Origin of the sequence: Herbaspirillum huttiense (genome assembly GCF_047300815.1) — a bacterium.
In the GTDB taxonomy this organism is placed as follows: domain Bacteria; phylum Pseudomonadota; class Gammaproteobacteria; order Burkholderiales; family Burkholderiaceae_D; genus Herbaspirillum; species Herbaspirillum huttiense_A.
Genome location: NZ_CP178608.1, coordinates 1,262,511 through 1,275,908 on the forward strand (window position 1 = coordinate 1,262,511; position 13,398 = coordinate 1,275,908).

The window sequence follows — 13,398 nt, forward strand, 5'->3', positions numbered from 1 at the left end:
GTTCTGAACAGGGCGGCAGGTCCCTGCCTCCCTCTCCCGCAAGCAAGAAGCACAAGACCATGAATCGTTACTCTCTCTGGAAATACGCACTGATCGTCCTGGCCCTGCTGTTCGGCGTGATCTATACCGTCCCGAACTTCTTCGGCGAATCCCCCGCGGTGCAGATCAGCAGTGCCAAGTCGACCCTGAAGGTCGAGCCTGCCGTGGCCGGCCGTGTCGATCAGATCCTGAAACAAGGCAATCTCGGCGCAGAGAGCGTGGCGTTCGACAATGCCGGTTCGCAGCCGTCGGTGCGCGCCCGCTTTGCCACCACCGACATTCAGTTCAAGGCCAAGGCCCTGCTGGAGAAAGAACTCAATACCGACCCCAGCGACCCGACCTACATCGTCGCCTTCAACCTGCTGCCCAATACCCCGCAATGGCTGCAAAGCCTGCACGCCTTCCCGATGTACCTGGGCCTGGACTTGCGCGGCGGCGTGCACTTCCTGATGCAGGTCGACATCAAGGCGGTCCTGAACAAGCGCCTGCAAGGCATGCAAGCCAGCGTACGCAGCCTGCTGCGTGACAAGAACATCCGCCACAGCGGCATCAACCGCTCCGGCGACAGCATCGAGGTTTCCTTCCGCGATGCCGATACCCGCAACAAGGCGCGCGCCGCCCTGGGCGAACTGCAGGAAATGGTGCTCACCGACGCCGGCAGCGGCGATGACTTGAAGCTCATCGCGACATTGCGTCCGGAAGCCCTGAAGCAGACCCAGGAAGACGGCGTCAAGCAGAACATCAGCACCCTGTCCAAGCGCGTCAACGAACTGGGCGTGGCCGAGCCGCTGATCCAGCGCCAGGGCGCCGACCGCATCGTGGTCGAGCTGCCGGGCGTGCAGGACGTCTCGCGCGCCAAGGACATCATCGGCCGTACCGCCACTCTGGAAGTGCGCATGGTCGATGAAAGCGTGGTGCGCGGCACCGAAGAAACCTCGGCCATCCCCTTCGGCTCCGAACTGTTCAAGATCGGCAAGGGCGCACCGGTGGTCCTGAACAAGGAACCGGTGTTGACCGGCGACTACATCTCCAACGCCTCGGCCAGCTTCGATGAAAACCACCAGCCGGCGGTGAGTATCGATCTCAACGGCGACGGCGGCCGCAAGATGCGTGAAGCCACCCGTGACAAGGTCGGCAAGGCCATGGCCATCGTCCTGTTCGAAAAGGGCAAGGGCGAAGTCCTGACCGTGGCCACGATCCGTTCCGAACTGGGTTCGCGCTTCCAGATCACCGGCATGGGTTCGCCCGAAGCGGCCAGCGACCTGGCCCTGCTGCTGCGCGCCGGTTCGCTGGCCGCACCGATGGACATCATCGAAGAACGCACCATCGGCCCGCAACTGGGTGCCGACAACATCAAGAAGGGCTTTGATTCGGTGCTGTATGGCTTCCTGGCCATGGCCGTCTTCATGGTGATCTACTACCAGCTGTTCGGTTTCTTCAGCGCCCTGGCGCTGTCGGTGAACGTGCTGCTGCTGGTGGCCTTGCTGTCCACGCTGCAGGTCACGCTGACCCTGCCGGGTATTGCCGCCATTGCGCTGGCACTCGGTATGGCGATCGACTCCAACGTGCTCATCAACGAACGCATCCGTGAAGAACTGCGCGCGGGCAATTCGCCGCAGGCAGCGATCGCTGCCGGTTTCGACCGTGCGTGGGCGACCATCCTGGACTCCAACGTGACCACCCTGATCGCCGGCCTGGCGTTGCTGATCTTTGGTTCGGGCGCCATTCGCGGCTTCGCCGTGGTGCACTGCCTGGGCATCCTGACCTCGATGTTCTCGGCCGTGTTCTTCTCGCGCGGCGTGGTCAACCTCTGGTATGGCCGCAAGAAGCGCCTGACGGGCCTGGCCATCGGCCAGATCTGGAAGCCCGAGGGCGACGTGCTCTCGACCTCCGGCAAGGCTGCCGCCAAGCGCGACGCCAAGTAATCATCAGCAGCACAGCCAGATTTGAGCCGGGCGCCCTGCCAAAGGCGGCGCCGGCACCGAAAGGATAGTGATGGAATTTTTCCGCATCAAAAAAGATATTCCCTTCATGCGTCATGCCCTGATCTTCAATGCGATCTCGGCGCTGACCTTCGTGGCCGCGGTGTTCTTCCTGTTCTCCAAGGGATTGCACTTCTCCATCGAATTCACCGGCGGTACGGTCATGGAAGTGGCCTACAACAAGCCGGCCGACCTGGAGAAGATCCGCAAGTCCATCGAAGGACTGGGTTATCGTGACACCCTGGTGCAAAGCTTCGGCACCGCCCAGGACGTCATGATCCGCCTGCCTGCCCAAGCCGGCGTGAACGCCAGCCAGCAGAGCGAGAAGGTCAATGCGGCCCTGAAGGCCGAGGATCCGGACGTGCGCCTGCAGCGCGTGGAATTCGTCGGCCCCCAGGTGGGTGACGAATTGGCCCATGATGGTCTGCTGGCCCTGGGCATGGTGGTGCTGGGCATCGTGATCTACCTGGCCTTCCGCTTCGAGTGGAAGTTCGCGGTGGCGGCGGTGATCGCCAACCTGCACGACATCATCATCATCCTGGGCTTCTTCGCCTTCTTCCAGTGGGAATTCTCGCTGACCGTGCTGGCCGCCATCCTGGCCGTGCTGGGTTACTCGGTCAACGAATCGGTGGTGGTGTTCGACCGGGTGCGCGAGGCCTTCCGGGATCGCCGCTTCGGCAAGCTCTCCGCGCCCGAAGTGCTGAACCACGCGATCACCAGCACCATGTCGCGTACCGTGATCACCCACGGCAGCACCGAAATGATGGTGCTGGCGATGTTCTTCTTCGGCGGCCCGACGCTGCACTATTTCGCGCTGGCGCTGACCATCGGCATCCTGTTCGGTATTTATTCTTCGGTGTTCGTTGCCGCCGCCCTGGCCATGTGGCTGGGCGTGAAGCGCGAAGACCTGATCAAGCCGGTCAAGGTCAAGGACGAGAACGGCGGCGCAGTGGTCTGATTTCCAGATTCACCTGCGTTGCACAGGGAGGGCCGCCGCGTTCACGCAGCGGCCCTTTCTCATGAAAGGCCCGCAAAGGCGGGATAATGCTGATCTTCACGACAGCGCATCACTGCATTCCCCTTTTTCATCATGACTGCATCCATCGATCTGAACGATATCGACTATGAACGCCGCTTCGGCGGCGTGGCCCGCCTGTACGGTGCGGCAGCCCTGCAACGCTTCGGCCAGGCGCGCGTGTGCGTGGTCGGCGTCGGCGGTGTGGGCTCCTGGATCGTCGAGGCGCTGGCCCGCAGCGCCATCGGCCACCTGACCCTGATCGACCTGGACAACCTGGCTGAATCGAATGTCAATCGCCAGATCCATGCGCTCACCGGCACGCTGGGACAGGCCAAGGTGACGGCCCTGCATGAGCGCATCCGGCAGATCAATCCGACCTGCGTGGTCACCGAGGTGGAGGATTTCGTCGATCCGGAGAATGTCGAGCAGATGCTGGGCGTTGGCCGTTTCGATTACGTCATCGACGCCATCGACAACGTCCCGGCCAAGGTCGCCATGATCGCCTGGTGCCGCAAGAACGGCATGCCCATGGTCACCATCGGCAGCGCCGGCGGGCAGATCGATCCGACCCGGATCGAGATCCGCGACCTGTGCCGCACCGAGCAGGAACCGCTGCTGGCCAAGGTGCGCAAGCGCCTGCGTTCACAGCATGGTTTCCCGCGCGGGACCAAGAACAAATTCCACATTGACGCCGTGTTCTCCACCGAACCGCTGCGTTTCCCGGAACTGGCCGAGGGCGACGCCTGCGAGATTGCGCCGGCAGAAGACCTGGATGTGGGCGAGGATGCCGCTGACAGCACGCAAGCTGGCCTGACAGGATTGAACTGCGCCGGCTTCGGCTCGGCCATGGTGGTCACGGCCACCTTTGGCCTGGTGGCTGCAGCGCATGTCTTGAAGAAGCTGGCCGAAAAGGCCGGCTAAGCCGGGGGAGGCCGGGCCTCAGTGCCCGCCGCCCTCATCGACCCGGTGCGCGGAGACGCACAGCAGCACGCTGAGGGTGACCAGCACCATGGCCGCGATCTCCAGCAGGGTCGGCCAGCGCTGTTCCCACAGGAAGCCGTAGAGCAGGGCGAAGAGGGTCTCGAAGAGGATCATCTGCCCGATCATGGTCAGCGGCAGCAGGCGGCTGGCCTTGTTCCAGCAGGCATTGCCGAACAGAGAGGCAAAGATCGCCACCCCCGCCGATACCGCCACGAAATGCATCCACTGGCTGCCCGGATGCGGCTGCAGCATTACCGTGAAGGCGGGTACTGCGATGAACAGCGACAGCAGCCCCGTGACCACGCCGATCAGCAAATTCCAGTCATGCGCAGAAACTTCATGCAGGCGCGCCAGCCAGCGGCTGTTGCCCACCGCATAGGTGGTCCAGGAGACCAATGCGGCCAGGGCGCAGAAGAAGCCGATGACACTTTGCTTCATATCGCCTCCAGCCGACCCGGACAGCGACTGCCAGGCCACGCAGGCAATCCCCGCCAGACCCAGGGCCAGCGACGGCGCCAGCTTGCGCAGCGAGACCGCGCCATGGCCGCGGCTGCCGATGATGCTCACCGCCACCGGCAGGAAGCCGATCACCAGCGAGGTCATCGCCATGCCGCCCAGTTGCACGGCACTGGCCAGGAACACGTAATACACCACATTGCCCAACAGGCTCAGCCACACCAGCGCGCGCCATTCGGCACGGCCCAGGTGCGGCAGCAGCTTCTTGATGCGCGGCGCGATCAAGAGCGCGGCGAACAGTCCATAGGCCAGATAGCGCCCGGCCGTCAGTTGCCAGGGCGAGAAAGCGCGCGTCAGTTCAGGTGCCAGGAACACCAGGCCCCAGGCGGCACCGGCCAGCGCGCCATAGAAAATGCCTTGCAGGATCGTGTTGGAACTCATCGGAAATCAAAGCCAGCCATGTTGCAAAGGGGGGCAGTATGCCCCAGCCGGCGCGGGAAGGATTGTTGCAGGCTACGGTTTTCTTGTGGGTTTCGGGGGGAGAAACGAAAACGCCGGCATGAAGCCGGCGTTTGACTGCAGCGAGCGTGAAGCTCAGATGACGGTGCCGAACAGGCCCGCACCCACAAAGGCCAGCGCCACCACGCCAATCCCCATCGACAGGTAGGCCAGTACGGCCACGCCCGTGATGATGGTGGCCGACGCCAGGACGATGGCCACTTGCAGCATGCCGGCGGCCATTTCCATCTTCTCGTATTTCTCCATGTAGGCATGGGCCTCATGCTCGGCTTCGCGCGCTTTGTGGGACAGCTCCTTCTTGCCTTCGCCGGTCTTCTCGTCGCTGTCGTAATGGGCGATGGCGTCGTCGAGCTTGGCCACGGCCGCACTGATGCGTTCATCCTTGGGATTGCCCAGCAGGGTCAGTTGCTGCTTGGCCAGCTGCGCGGCATTGCCGCGTACCGACTTGGCCTGGAAGAAGGACCACAGGTTGGCGGCCTCCTGATGCTTCAGGATGACTTCGGTCTGGTACGACTTGGACAGGGTTTCGGTAATGGCCAGCACCAGCGCCAGGATGGCAATGAGCAGGGCCAGCTTCTTGTTGCCGGAGGCATGGGCGTGCTCGGCGTGTTCCAGGTTTTCGGTGGTTTCCGTCATGATCGTTTTTGGTGTGGGAGCAAAGGAGGCCGGCCCGGCTGTCGGGTAGCGTTTCAACAACGGTTCACATGCACATCGGTTGACCTGAATCATCATGAAACTCGTCTTTTCCCGTAGGCCGAGTGCTTCCTATCCTCAGGGATAATTGCCCCAACGGACGATTCTCGGGTAAAACATTCGCATTTCCTCACAGGCTGCCCGCCAATGGCCGTAGCCGACACAGGAGAGACCAGGTACCGAGACCTGGCCAGATCACTGCTCCTGCAGGCCTGGTTGCCTTTGGCTACACTGTTGAGCCACAAATTCTGAATGTGCGGGATTGGATTTATTGACAGGGGTTATACAAAAAGACAATCACATAATTGTTTTCGATCAATTATATTAATGGTTCTTCGCAAGCATGACCGGGACAAGGCAAGGCTGGCCCCGCAGCACGGCGTCACGGCGCCGTAGCAGAACGCAGTCAGTCTATGCCGAATCATCAAGCCGCCACTCGCCAGCCAGGCTGAGAGTGGCCACACGATGCCCGTCCCCCGGTCCGGGCGTCATGACCATCGGGTCGATCAACAGGAGAGAACGCAATGTCGAATGAAGCCAAGTGCCCCTTCAACCATACCGCCGGCGGCGGCACCAGCAACCGCGACTGGTGGCCCAAGCAGCTCCGTCTGGACCTGCTGGCCCAGCATTCTTCCAAGTCCAACCCCATGGGCGAGGATTTCGATTACGCAGAAGCCTTCAAGAGCCTCGACCTGGCCGCCGTCAAGGCCGACCTGGCCAAGGTGATGACCGATTCGCAGGACTGGTGGCCGGCCGACTTCGGCCACTATGGTCCGCTGTTCATCCGCATGGCCTGGCACAGTGCCGGTACCTATCGCATCGGCGACGGCCGTGGCGGTGCCGGCCGTGGCCAGCAGCGCTTCGCGCCCTTGAACAGCTGGCCTGACAACGTCAACCTGGACAAGGCGCGCCGCCTGCTGTGGCCGGTCAAGCAGAAATACGGCAACAAGATCTCCTGGGCCGACCTGCTGATCCTGACCGGCAACGTCGCGCTGGAAACCATGGGCTTCAAGACCTTCGGCTTTGCCGGCGGCCGCCAGGACGTGTGGGAACCGGACCTGGACGTGTACTGGGGTACGGAAACCACCTGGCTGGGTGGCGACGACCGTTACGGCAAGGGCAAGGCTGGCGCCAGCCACGGCGAAATTACCGCCGATGCCGACCGCCATGGCAACGAGCAGAGCCGCACCGGCCCTGCCGGCCGCAATCTGGAAAACCCGCTGGCCGCCGTCCAGATGGGGCTGATCTACGTGAACCCGGAAGGCCCGGACGGCAACCCCGATCCGGTGGCCTCCGCCCATGACATCCGCGAAACTTTCGCCCGCATGGCGATGGATGACGAAGAAACCGTGGCCCTGATCGCCGGTGGCCACAGCTTTGGCAAGGCGCACGGCGCAGGCGATGCCAAGCACGTAGGCCGCGAGCCCGAAGGCAGCGACCTGGAAAACCTGGGCCTGGGCTGGAAGAGCAGCTTTGGCAGCGGTGCCGGCGCCCACACCATCAGCTCCGGGCTGGAAGTGACCTGGACCCGCACACCGGTCCAGTGGAGCAACGATTTCTTCGAGAACCTGTTCAACTACGAATGGGAGCTGACCAAGAGCCCGGCCGGCGCCCACCAGTGGGTGGCCAAGGACGCCGAGGCAGTGATCCCGGATGCGCATGGCGGTGCACCGCAGCGCCCGACGATGCTGACCACGGACCTGGCGCTGCGCTTCGATCCGGCCTACGAAAAGATTTCGCGCCGCTTCCTGGAAAATCCTGACCAGTTCGCCGATGTCTTCGCCCGCGTCTGGTTCAAGCTGACCCACCGCGACCTGGGCCCGCGCGTGCGCTACCTCGGCCCGGAAGTGCCGGCCGAAGAACTGATCTGGCAAGATCCGCTGCCCAAGGCAGAGGGTGCACCGATTGAAGCCGCCGATGTGGCGGCCCTCAAGAGCAAGATCCTGGCCTCGGGCCTGTCGGTGAGCGAGCTGGTCTCGACCGCTTGGGCCTCGGCCTCCACCTTCCGTGGCGGCGACAAGCGCGGTGGTGCCAACGGTGCGCGCATCCGCCTGGCGCCGCAGAAGGATTGGGCTGCCAACCAGCCGGCCCAGCTGGCCAAGGTATTGAAGGCACTGGAAGGTTTCCAGACTGAGTTCAACCAGGGTGCCAAGAAGGTATCGCTGGCTGACCTGATCGTGCTGGCCGGCAGCGCAGCCGTTGAAAAGGCCGCCAAGGTTGCGGGCGTAGCAGTCACTGTGCCCTTCAGCGCAGGCCGTGTGGATGCGTCGCAGGAGCAGACCGACGTTGCTTCCTTCGAGCCGCTCGAACCCATCGTCGATGGTTTCCGCAACTTCCAGAAGCAGCGCTATGCAGTGCGTGCCGAAGACATGTTGATCGACAAGGCCCAGCAACTGACCCTGACCGCGCCGGAAATGACGGTCCTCGTTGGTGGCCTGCGCGTGCTGGGCAACACGGTCGGTGGCAGCACCAAGGGTGTGTTTACTTCCCAGGTCGGTGTGCTGTCCAATGACTTCTTCGTCAACCTGCTGGACATGGGCACCGAGTGGAAGTCCACCTCGCCCGCCCAGGAAGAGTTCGAAGGCCGCGATCGCAAGAGCGGTGCCGTCAAGTGGACCGGCTCGCGCGTGGACCTGGTGTTCGGTTCCAACGCCGTACTGCGCGCCCTGGCTGAAGTCTATGCCAGCGCGGACGCCAAGGAAAAGTTCGTCAAGGACTTCGTGGCCGCCTGGGTCAAGGTGATGGATCTGGATCGCTATGACCTGAAGAAGTAAGCAGCAACGCAGCCAAGCAGTCAGACAGTGAAGCGATGAACGACGGCGGGCCGCAAGGCTCGCCGTTTTTCTTTGCGTGTGCGCATGTCATGGAGATGTCACGTAGCGCGCCAGTGCAGGGGCTATAGTGGCGTTCGTTCTTTTTCTTCACCTGCGAGGTGCATGATGGCCCTGAGCCTGGATGACATTGCCCTGCTGTTCACACGGCACGGCCACACCCAATACACCGGCGAGCCGGTCACGCAACTGGAGCACGCGCTGCAATCGGCGCTGCTGGCCGAGCAGGAGGGCGCAGCGCCCAGCCTGATCGTGGCCAGTCTGCTGCATGATCTCGGCCACCTGCTGGAAGACCTGGGCCAGACGCCTACGCTGGCCGGCATCGATGACCTGCACCAGTACCGCGTACTGCCTTTCCTGCGCGGCCTGTTCGATGAGTCCGTGCTGGCCCCGATCGCCCTGCACGTGGATGCCAAGCGCTACCTGTGCGCCACCGATCCGGACTATTTCGCGCAGCTCTCGGCCGATTCGGTGCGCAGCCTGCAATTGCAGGGCGGGATCTTCGATGTGGAACAGGCCGCAGCCTTCATTGACCGGCCCTATGCCGAGGATGCCGTCAGGTTGCGGCGCTGGGACGATCGCGCCAAGACGGCGGGTTTGCCCACGCCCGACTATGCGCACTATGCAGGTTACTTCAATGAGTGCCTGCTGCGGCCGGTCAAGGCCAGCCGTCCTCAGGCCAGGTAAGTCTTCCGATAGGCCGAGGGCGTCGTGCCGCGCAGCTTGCGCAGCGCATGCGTGAGCGCACTCTGGTCGCCATAGCCACAGCGCTGGGCAATCTGCGCCAGCGGCAGCCTGCTGGTGCGCAGCAGCTGGCAGGCCCGGGCCACGCGCACTTCGGCCAGCCAGGCGCGCGGCGACGTGTCCAGTTCAGCGCGAAACCATTCATGCAGGCGGCTGGGGGAGATCGCCGCCAGTTGCGCCATCTGCGCCACCGTCCAGGGGTGTTCGGCCCGCGCCTCCACCCGCGCCAGCATCAGGCGCAGCCGCGACAGTGCCTGCGGCTGCTGGGTGAGCGCGTCCAGCAGCAGGGGAACCCAATGCTGCAGGGTGTTGCCGGCGGGCCGGGTGTCGCTGGCCGCCAGCGCCATGAATTCCACCAGTTTCCCGGCCGCGCCTGACAAGGGCAGGAAAGGCCGGTGCGCCAGTGCCTCCAGCTGCAGGCTGCCGACCGCACCGGGAGCCAGGTCGACCACCAGCGAACGATTCTCGCCACCCGCGCGCGTGGCGTGGCGCGCACCGGGTTCGACGAAGGCCGCCGTGGCGGTGTCGGCCAGGCCTTCGCGGCCGGCAATGTCCATGGACAGATGGCCTGCCAAAGGCAGCACCAGTTGCGCAAAATCATGCCGGTGCGCCAATGACTCCTCGCGATAGCTGCGCAGGTGCAGCTGCGCCACGGGCGGGGCAGTGTCGGGATGCGGTAGCGGGGAGGGGATCATGGCGCGCTGGATTGGGAAGCAATCGCGCCATGATAGCGGACTTCGCTGCTAGAGCCGGATCTGTTCGAAGGCCGTGATGCGCAGGCGCGCCTCCCCTACCTGCGGCTGTTTGCCGTCGGCGATGGTATCGGCCGCGCGCACCTCGGTCCCAAAGTCCAGCCCGGTCATCCTCTCCAGCTCAGGGATGGCCACGCGCCAGTGGTTCACGTCCACCGAAGGCAGTTCATGCGGCGCGCCCAGGCTGTGCCGGCTCTCCGAGAGCAGGGCCGACTGGTCGGCCAGCAGGCCTACTGCTTTCAAGCCTTGCTTGCCCTTCCACACCACGATCTTGAAGAAGGCCGAAGGAATCTGCACCTCATCGGCCCACAGGTCGACCTGGTCATTGAACACCGGCCCCTGGTAGACGCACAGGCGGCCTTTGCTGCTGGCGGCCAGTACGCCATTCTCGAGCACATAGCGCTCCAGGCCCTGCCAGTAGGTAGCGCTCTGGTTGAAGCGGAAATGCTGGGGCGAGCAATTGGTGAAATGGAAGGTGTCCGCATTGGCGCGCTCGGCTTCGTCGCGCGCGCCCCAGCTGGGATCGGAACGGCGCGTGAGGTGGCCGCGATCGAAATAGGTCGACCAGGCCGAATAGAAATCCTGCTCCAGCACGCTTGCGGCCGCCACGCGCGGATCGCGGAACCAGGCATCGCCTTCGGCCGCATTGACCTGGCCACTGCCGCGATCCACCGCAAGGTAGTGCGTGCCGTCGATATTGGTGGCGGTGAAGGCAGCCATGCGGCGGCGCTTCAACAGCTTGATGCTGAAGTGTTCGTATTTCAGTTCGCCGTCGTCGACAGCGGCACCGGCCACGGTGGGCAGCAGGGGGACGATGTCGCCCGCCAGCTGCGCATCCGGCTGCGGCAGCGGCAGCTCTGCGCCGGGGATGAAAGCGGCATCGTAGCCGCTGCGATTGCCGTAATCCGGATCGATGCGCAAGGCTTCTGCGCCTGCAGAGGGGCGGGGCGGCGAGAGGCGGCGTGGTGGCTGCAAGGTGGCGCTGGCGGTGCCGGGAGGGAGGACTGCATCGCCCGCACCGGGTGTGGTCGTGCGGGCCAGCGTCGCTGCGCTTGGCGCAACTCTTACTGTCACTTCCAGCGGAATGGTCAGGGTTGCGCTCTGCGGCTCCATGCGATTGCCAGTGTTGTTCATGCTGATCTCCTGTGTCATGTCCGATGCTGCTGTGTGGTCCTCCACGTTGAGGGCAGCTGGCGCGCCGGCCACCTGGTAGCTCAAGGCTTCCTGCAGCAGCGCCCGGGCCTCGGCCGGTAACGTGGGCAGGCGTGCGATCAGGTCACGGTAGAGGGCACTGATGCGGATGCCTTCGTTGACCTTGCGCAGCGGTTGATCGCCCGCCCCGGCATCGCGGTAAGGCTCCCCCCAGTGATGCAGGGCCACCAGCTGCCAGTCGTCGTTGAAGACCGGCGAACCGGAGGAGCCTTGCTGGGTATCGGTTTCGTAGAGCAGGGTGTGATCGGTGCGCGCGGTGACGGTATTGTTGCGCAGGCTGATCATCTTCATCCAGCCAGACGGATGCTGGATGATGTTGGCCGCCATGCCGATGACGTGCTTGTCGGGCTGGTCCGAGAGGGGGCAGAAGCCGAGTTCCTCGGGGGTGGCCGTTCCTGATTGACGTTCGCCCAGCGCGATGACGGCATAGTCCAGCTGATCGGCTGGCGAGAACAGCGCCAGCCGCTGCGGTGCCAGCAGGAAGCTGGTGGTGGCACGCGGCACCCCGCGCGCATCGAGTTCGCGCAGGAAGGTGAGGCGCGTGCCGCGCGCGGCGGCGGTATCCGCGATCACGTGCTGGTTGGTCAGGAACAGGCGCGGGCTGATCAAAAAGCCCGTGGCCAGTTCGCTGGCCTGATCGCTGTTGACCTCCACATAGGCCACCGCGCGTGCCACCGCTGCGCCTTGCGCCAGGAAGCTGGCGCGCAGGAAATCCTCGCTGTCGCCGATGATGGATTCGGGGCCGCCCGGATGGCCCAGGTTGCGCTGGCGCAAGGCATAGGCGCGGGCACGCTCGCTGTCGGGCTCGGCCAGGCGCCATTGCCCGCAGGCGACCAGCGAACGCACATGCTGGCGCTGGCTCTCGGTGTCGGCCACGCAGGCGCGGAAATCCTTGACGGCTTGTGCATCCATGGCCTCTCCAGAGTCTCGGGGTGGGTCTGGGGACGGTATTCCCTTCACATGACATCTGCATGACCTGAAACATCTTGCAAAACATCAGTATTTCTGGCGGCCAAGACAAAGCCGCCGGGCTTGCGCCACGGCGGCTTTGGGAGCGGTCTGGATGCGGGTGAAGCTTACTGCATATGCCAGCCATGGCTGACCACGACGGACTGGCCGGTCAGCGCATTGGTCGGGAAGGCCGCCAGGAACACGGCGGTCTGGGCCACGTCCTGGGTGGTGGTGAATTCGCCGTCCACGGTGTCCTTCAACATGATCTTCTTGATGACCTCTTCTTCGCTGATGCCGAATTCCTTGGCCTGTTCGGGGATCTGCTTTTCCACCAGCGGCGTGCGCACGAAGCCGGGACAGATGACGTTGGTGCGGATCTTGTCCTTGGCGCCTTCCTTGGCCACGGTCTTGGCCAGGCCCAGCAGGCCGTGCTTGGCAGTCACGTAGGGCGACTTCAGCGCCGAGGCCTGGTGCGAGTGCACCGAACCCATGTAGATGATGGAGCCGCCACGGCCTTGCTTGATCATGGCTTTCATCGCCGCACGGGTAGTCAGGAAGGCGCCGTCCAGGTGGATCGCCAGCATCTTGCGCCAGTTCTCCAGCGACAGTTCGGTGACCGGGCTGATGATCTGGATGCCGGCATTGCTGATCATGATGTCCAGCCCGCCATAGGTGTTGACGGCATCGGCCACGCCCTTGTCGACCTGGGTTTCATCGGTGACGTTCATGGCCACCGCCATCGCGGTGCCGCCATTCTTGACGATCTCTTCGGCCGTGGCCTTGGCCGCTTCCAGGGCCAGGTCGGCGATGACGACCTTGGCGCCCTGCTTGGCATATTCGACCGCGATTTCCTTGCCGATACCGCTGGCCGAACCGGTAATGAGAGCGACTTTATCCTTGAGTAGCATGATCTTCCTTTATGTTTCGAGTTGACGGACATTGCAAAGCCAGGCCGCCAATGCCACCGGCGCAGTTGCGCACGGCCCGCATGGCGGCCAGCTATCCCTGGTTTCGATGGACTGCGCATCGAAAGATTCCACGGGTGCCGATCTCGCCGTTGCACCCGCTTTCCTTGCCCTCGCGCGTGCGCCTGCTCCTCGATGGGAGGTCTCCCGGCGCCGCTTTGTCGTGCCATTGTAACGCTGGGCAGCGTGTTGTTGCTGCACTGCCAAAACCGTTGCAGAGGTCATGTGCGTGAAACATTCGCTGGTTAGTCTGTG

At 63.7% G+C, this 13,398-nt stretch carries 10 protein-coding genes; 5 read left to right on the forward strand and 5 right to left on the reverse strand.

Translation table 11 applies throughout. From position 1 onward, the window contains the following. Positions 1-59 precede the first annotated feature (59 nt). The 3 genes from secD to tcdA all read left to right on the forward strand — a co-directional run bounded on the left by secD (position 60) and on the right by tcdA (position 3,960). Positions 60-1,964 (forward strand): protein translocase subunit SecD, encoded by a 1,905-nt coding sequence (gene secD / locus ACLRDN_RS05845; protein ID WP_413459358.1) that lies wholly within the window; start codon positions 60-62, stop codon positions 1,962-1,964. Between the two features lie 70 nt (positions 1,965-2,034). After that, positions 2,035-2,979 carry a protein translocase subunit SecF gene (gene secF / locus ACLRDN_RS05850; protein WP_039788956.1) on the forward strand — a complete coding sequence of 315 codons (945 nt, stop codon included), beginning with the start codon at positions 2,035-2,037 and terminating at the stop codon, positions 2,977-2,979. Positions 2,980-3,111: 132 nt separating this feature from the next. Beyond that, positions 3,112-3,960 (forward strand): tRNA cyclic N6-threonylcarbamoyladenosine(37) synthase TcdA, encoded by an 849-nt coding sequence (gene tcdA, locus ACLRDN_RS05855; RefSeq protein ID WP_413459359.1) that lies wholly within the window; start codon positions 3,112-3,114, stop codon positions 3,958-3,960. Between the two features lie 18 nt (positions 3,961-3,978). Here the strand turns inward: tcdA and ACLRDN_RS05860 are convergent, their stop codons facing one another. Further along, positions 3,979-4,917, reverse strand: coding sequence for a DMT family transporter (locus tag ACLRDN_RS05860; protein WP_413459360.1), 939 nt, complete (start codon positions 4,915-4,917; stop codon positions 3,979-3,981). 153 nt (positions 4,918-5,070) lie between these two features. Beyond that, a complete protein-coding gene (locus ACLRDN_RS05865; protein ID WP_413459361.1) occupies positions 5,071-5,631 on the reverse strand; it encodes a DUF4337 domain-containing protein in 561 nt (186 codons plus the stop codon). A gap of 581 nt (positions 5,632-6,212) precedes the next feature. On the opposite strand from ACLRDN_RS05865, the gene katG reads away from it, so the two are divergent. Continuing rightward, positions 6,213-8,462 carry a catalase/peroxidase HPI gene (gene katG / locus ACLRDN_RS05870; RefSeq protein ID WP_413459362.1) on the forward strand — a complete coding sequence of 750 codons (2,250 nt, stop codon included), beginning with the start codon at positions 6,213-6,215 and terminating at the stop codon, positions 8,460-8,462. Between the two features lie 165 nt (positions 8,463-8,627). Next, positions 8,628-9,206: a phosphonate degradation HD-domain oxygenase gene (locus ACLRDN_RS05875; RefSeq protein ID WP_413460352.1), complete on the forward strand. Its 579-nt coding sequence runs from the start codon at positions 8,628-8,630 to the stop codon at positions 9,204-9,206. On the opposite strand, the gene ACLRDN_RS05880 is transcribed toward ACLRDN_RS05875, so the two are convergent. The 3 genes from ACLRDN_RS05880 to ACLRDN_RS05890 form a co-directional block, all read right to left on the reverse strand. Further along, a complete protein-coding gene (locus tag ACLRDN_RS05880; RefSeq protein ID WP_413459363.1) occupies positions 9,194-9,958 on the reverse strand; it encodes an AraC family transcriptional regulator in 765 nt (254 codons plus the stop codon). The two genes, ACLRDN_RS05875 and ACLRDN_RS05880, sit on opposite strands and share 13 nt — an antisense overlap. Positions 9,959-10,006: 48 nt before the next feature. Then, on the reverse strand, positions 10,007-12,139 hold the full coding sequence (locus tag ACLRDN_RS05885) for a DNA/RNA non-specific endonuclease (protein ID WP_413459364.1): 2,133 nt from the start codon (positions 12,137-12,139) through the stop codon (positions 10,007-10,009). A gap of 164 nt (positions 12,140-12,303) precedes the next feature. Further along, on the reverse strand, positions 12,304-13,086 hold the full coding sequence (locus ACLRDN_RS05890; protein WP_413459365.1) for a 3-hydroxybutyrate dehydrogenase: 783 nt from the start codon (positions 13,084-13,086) through the stop codon (positions 12,304-12,306). Positions 13,087-13,398 lie beyond the last annotated feature (312 nt).

Coding starts and splice junctions, on each gene's coding strand:
- secD (WP_413459358.1), top strand. CDS start 60: ATGAATCGTTACTCTCTCTGGAAATACGCACTGATCGTCCTGGCCCTG.
- secF (WP_039788956.1), top strand. CDS start 2,035: ATGGAATTTTTCCGCATCAAAAAAGATATTCCCTTCATGCGTCATGCC.
- tcdA (WP_413459359.1), top strand. CDS start 3,112: ATGACTGCATCCATCGATCTGAACGATATCGACTATGAACGCCGCTTC.
- ACLRDN_RS05860 (WP_413459360.1), bottom strand. CDS start 4,917: ATGAGTTCCAACACGATCCTGCAAGGCATTTTCTATGGCGCGCTGGCC.
- ACLRDN_RS05865 (WP_413459361.1), bottom strand. CDS start 5,631: ATGACGGAAACCACCGAAAACCTGGAACACGCCGAGCACGCCCATGCC.
- katG (WP_413459362.1), top strand. CDS start 6,213: ATGTCGAATGAAGCCAAGTGCCCCTTCAACCATACCGCCGGCGGCGGC.
- ACLRDN_RS05875 (WP_413460352.1), top strand. CDS start 8,628: ATGGCCCTGAGCCTGGATGACATTGCCCTGCTGTTCACACGGCACGGC.
- ACLRDN_RS05880 (WP_413459363.1), bottom strand. CDS start 9,958: ATGATCCCCTCCCCGCTACCGCATCCCGACACTGCCCCGCCCGTGGCG.
- ACLRDN_RS05885 (WP_413459364.1), bottom strand. CDS start 12,139: ATGGATGCACAAGCCGTCAAGGATTTCCGCGCCTGCGTGGCCGACACC.
- ACLRDN_RS05890 (WP_413459365.1), bottom strand. CDS start 13,086: ATGCTACTCAAGGATAAAGTCGCTCTCATTACCGGTTCGGCCAGCGGT.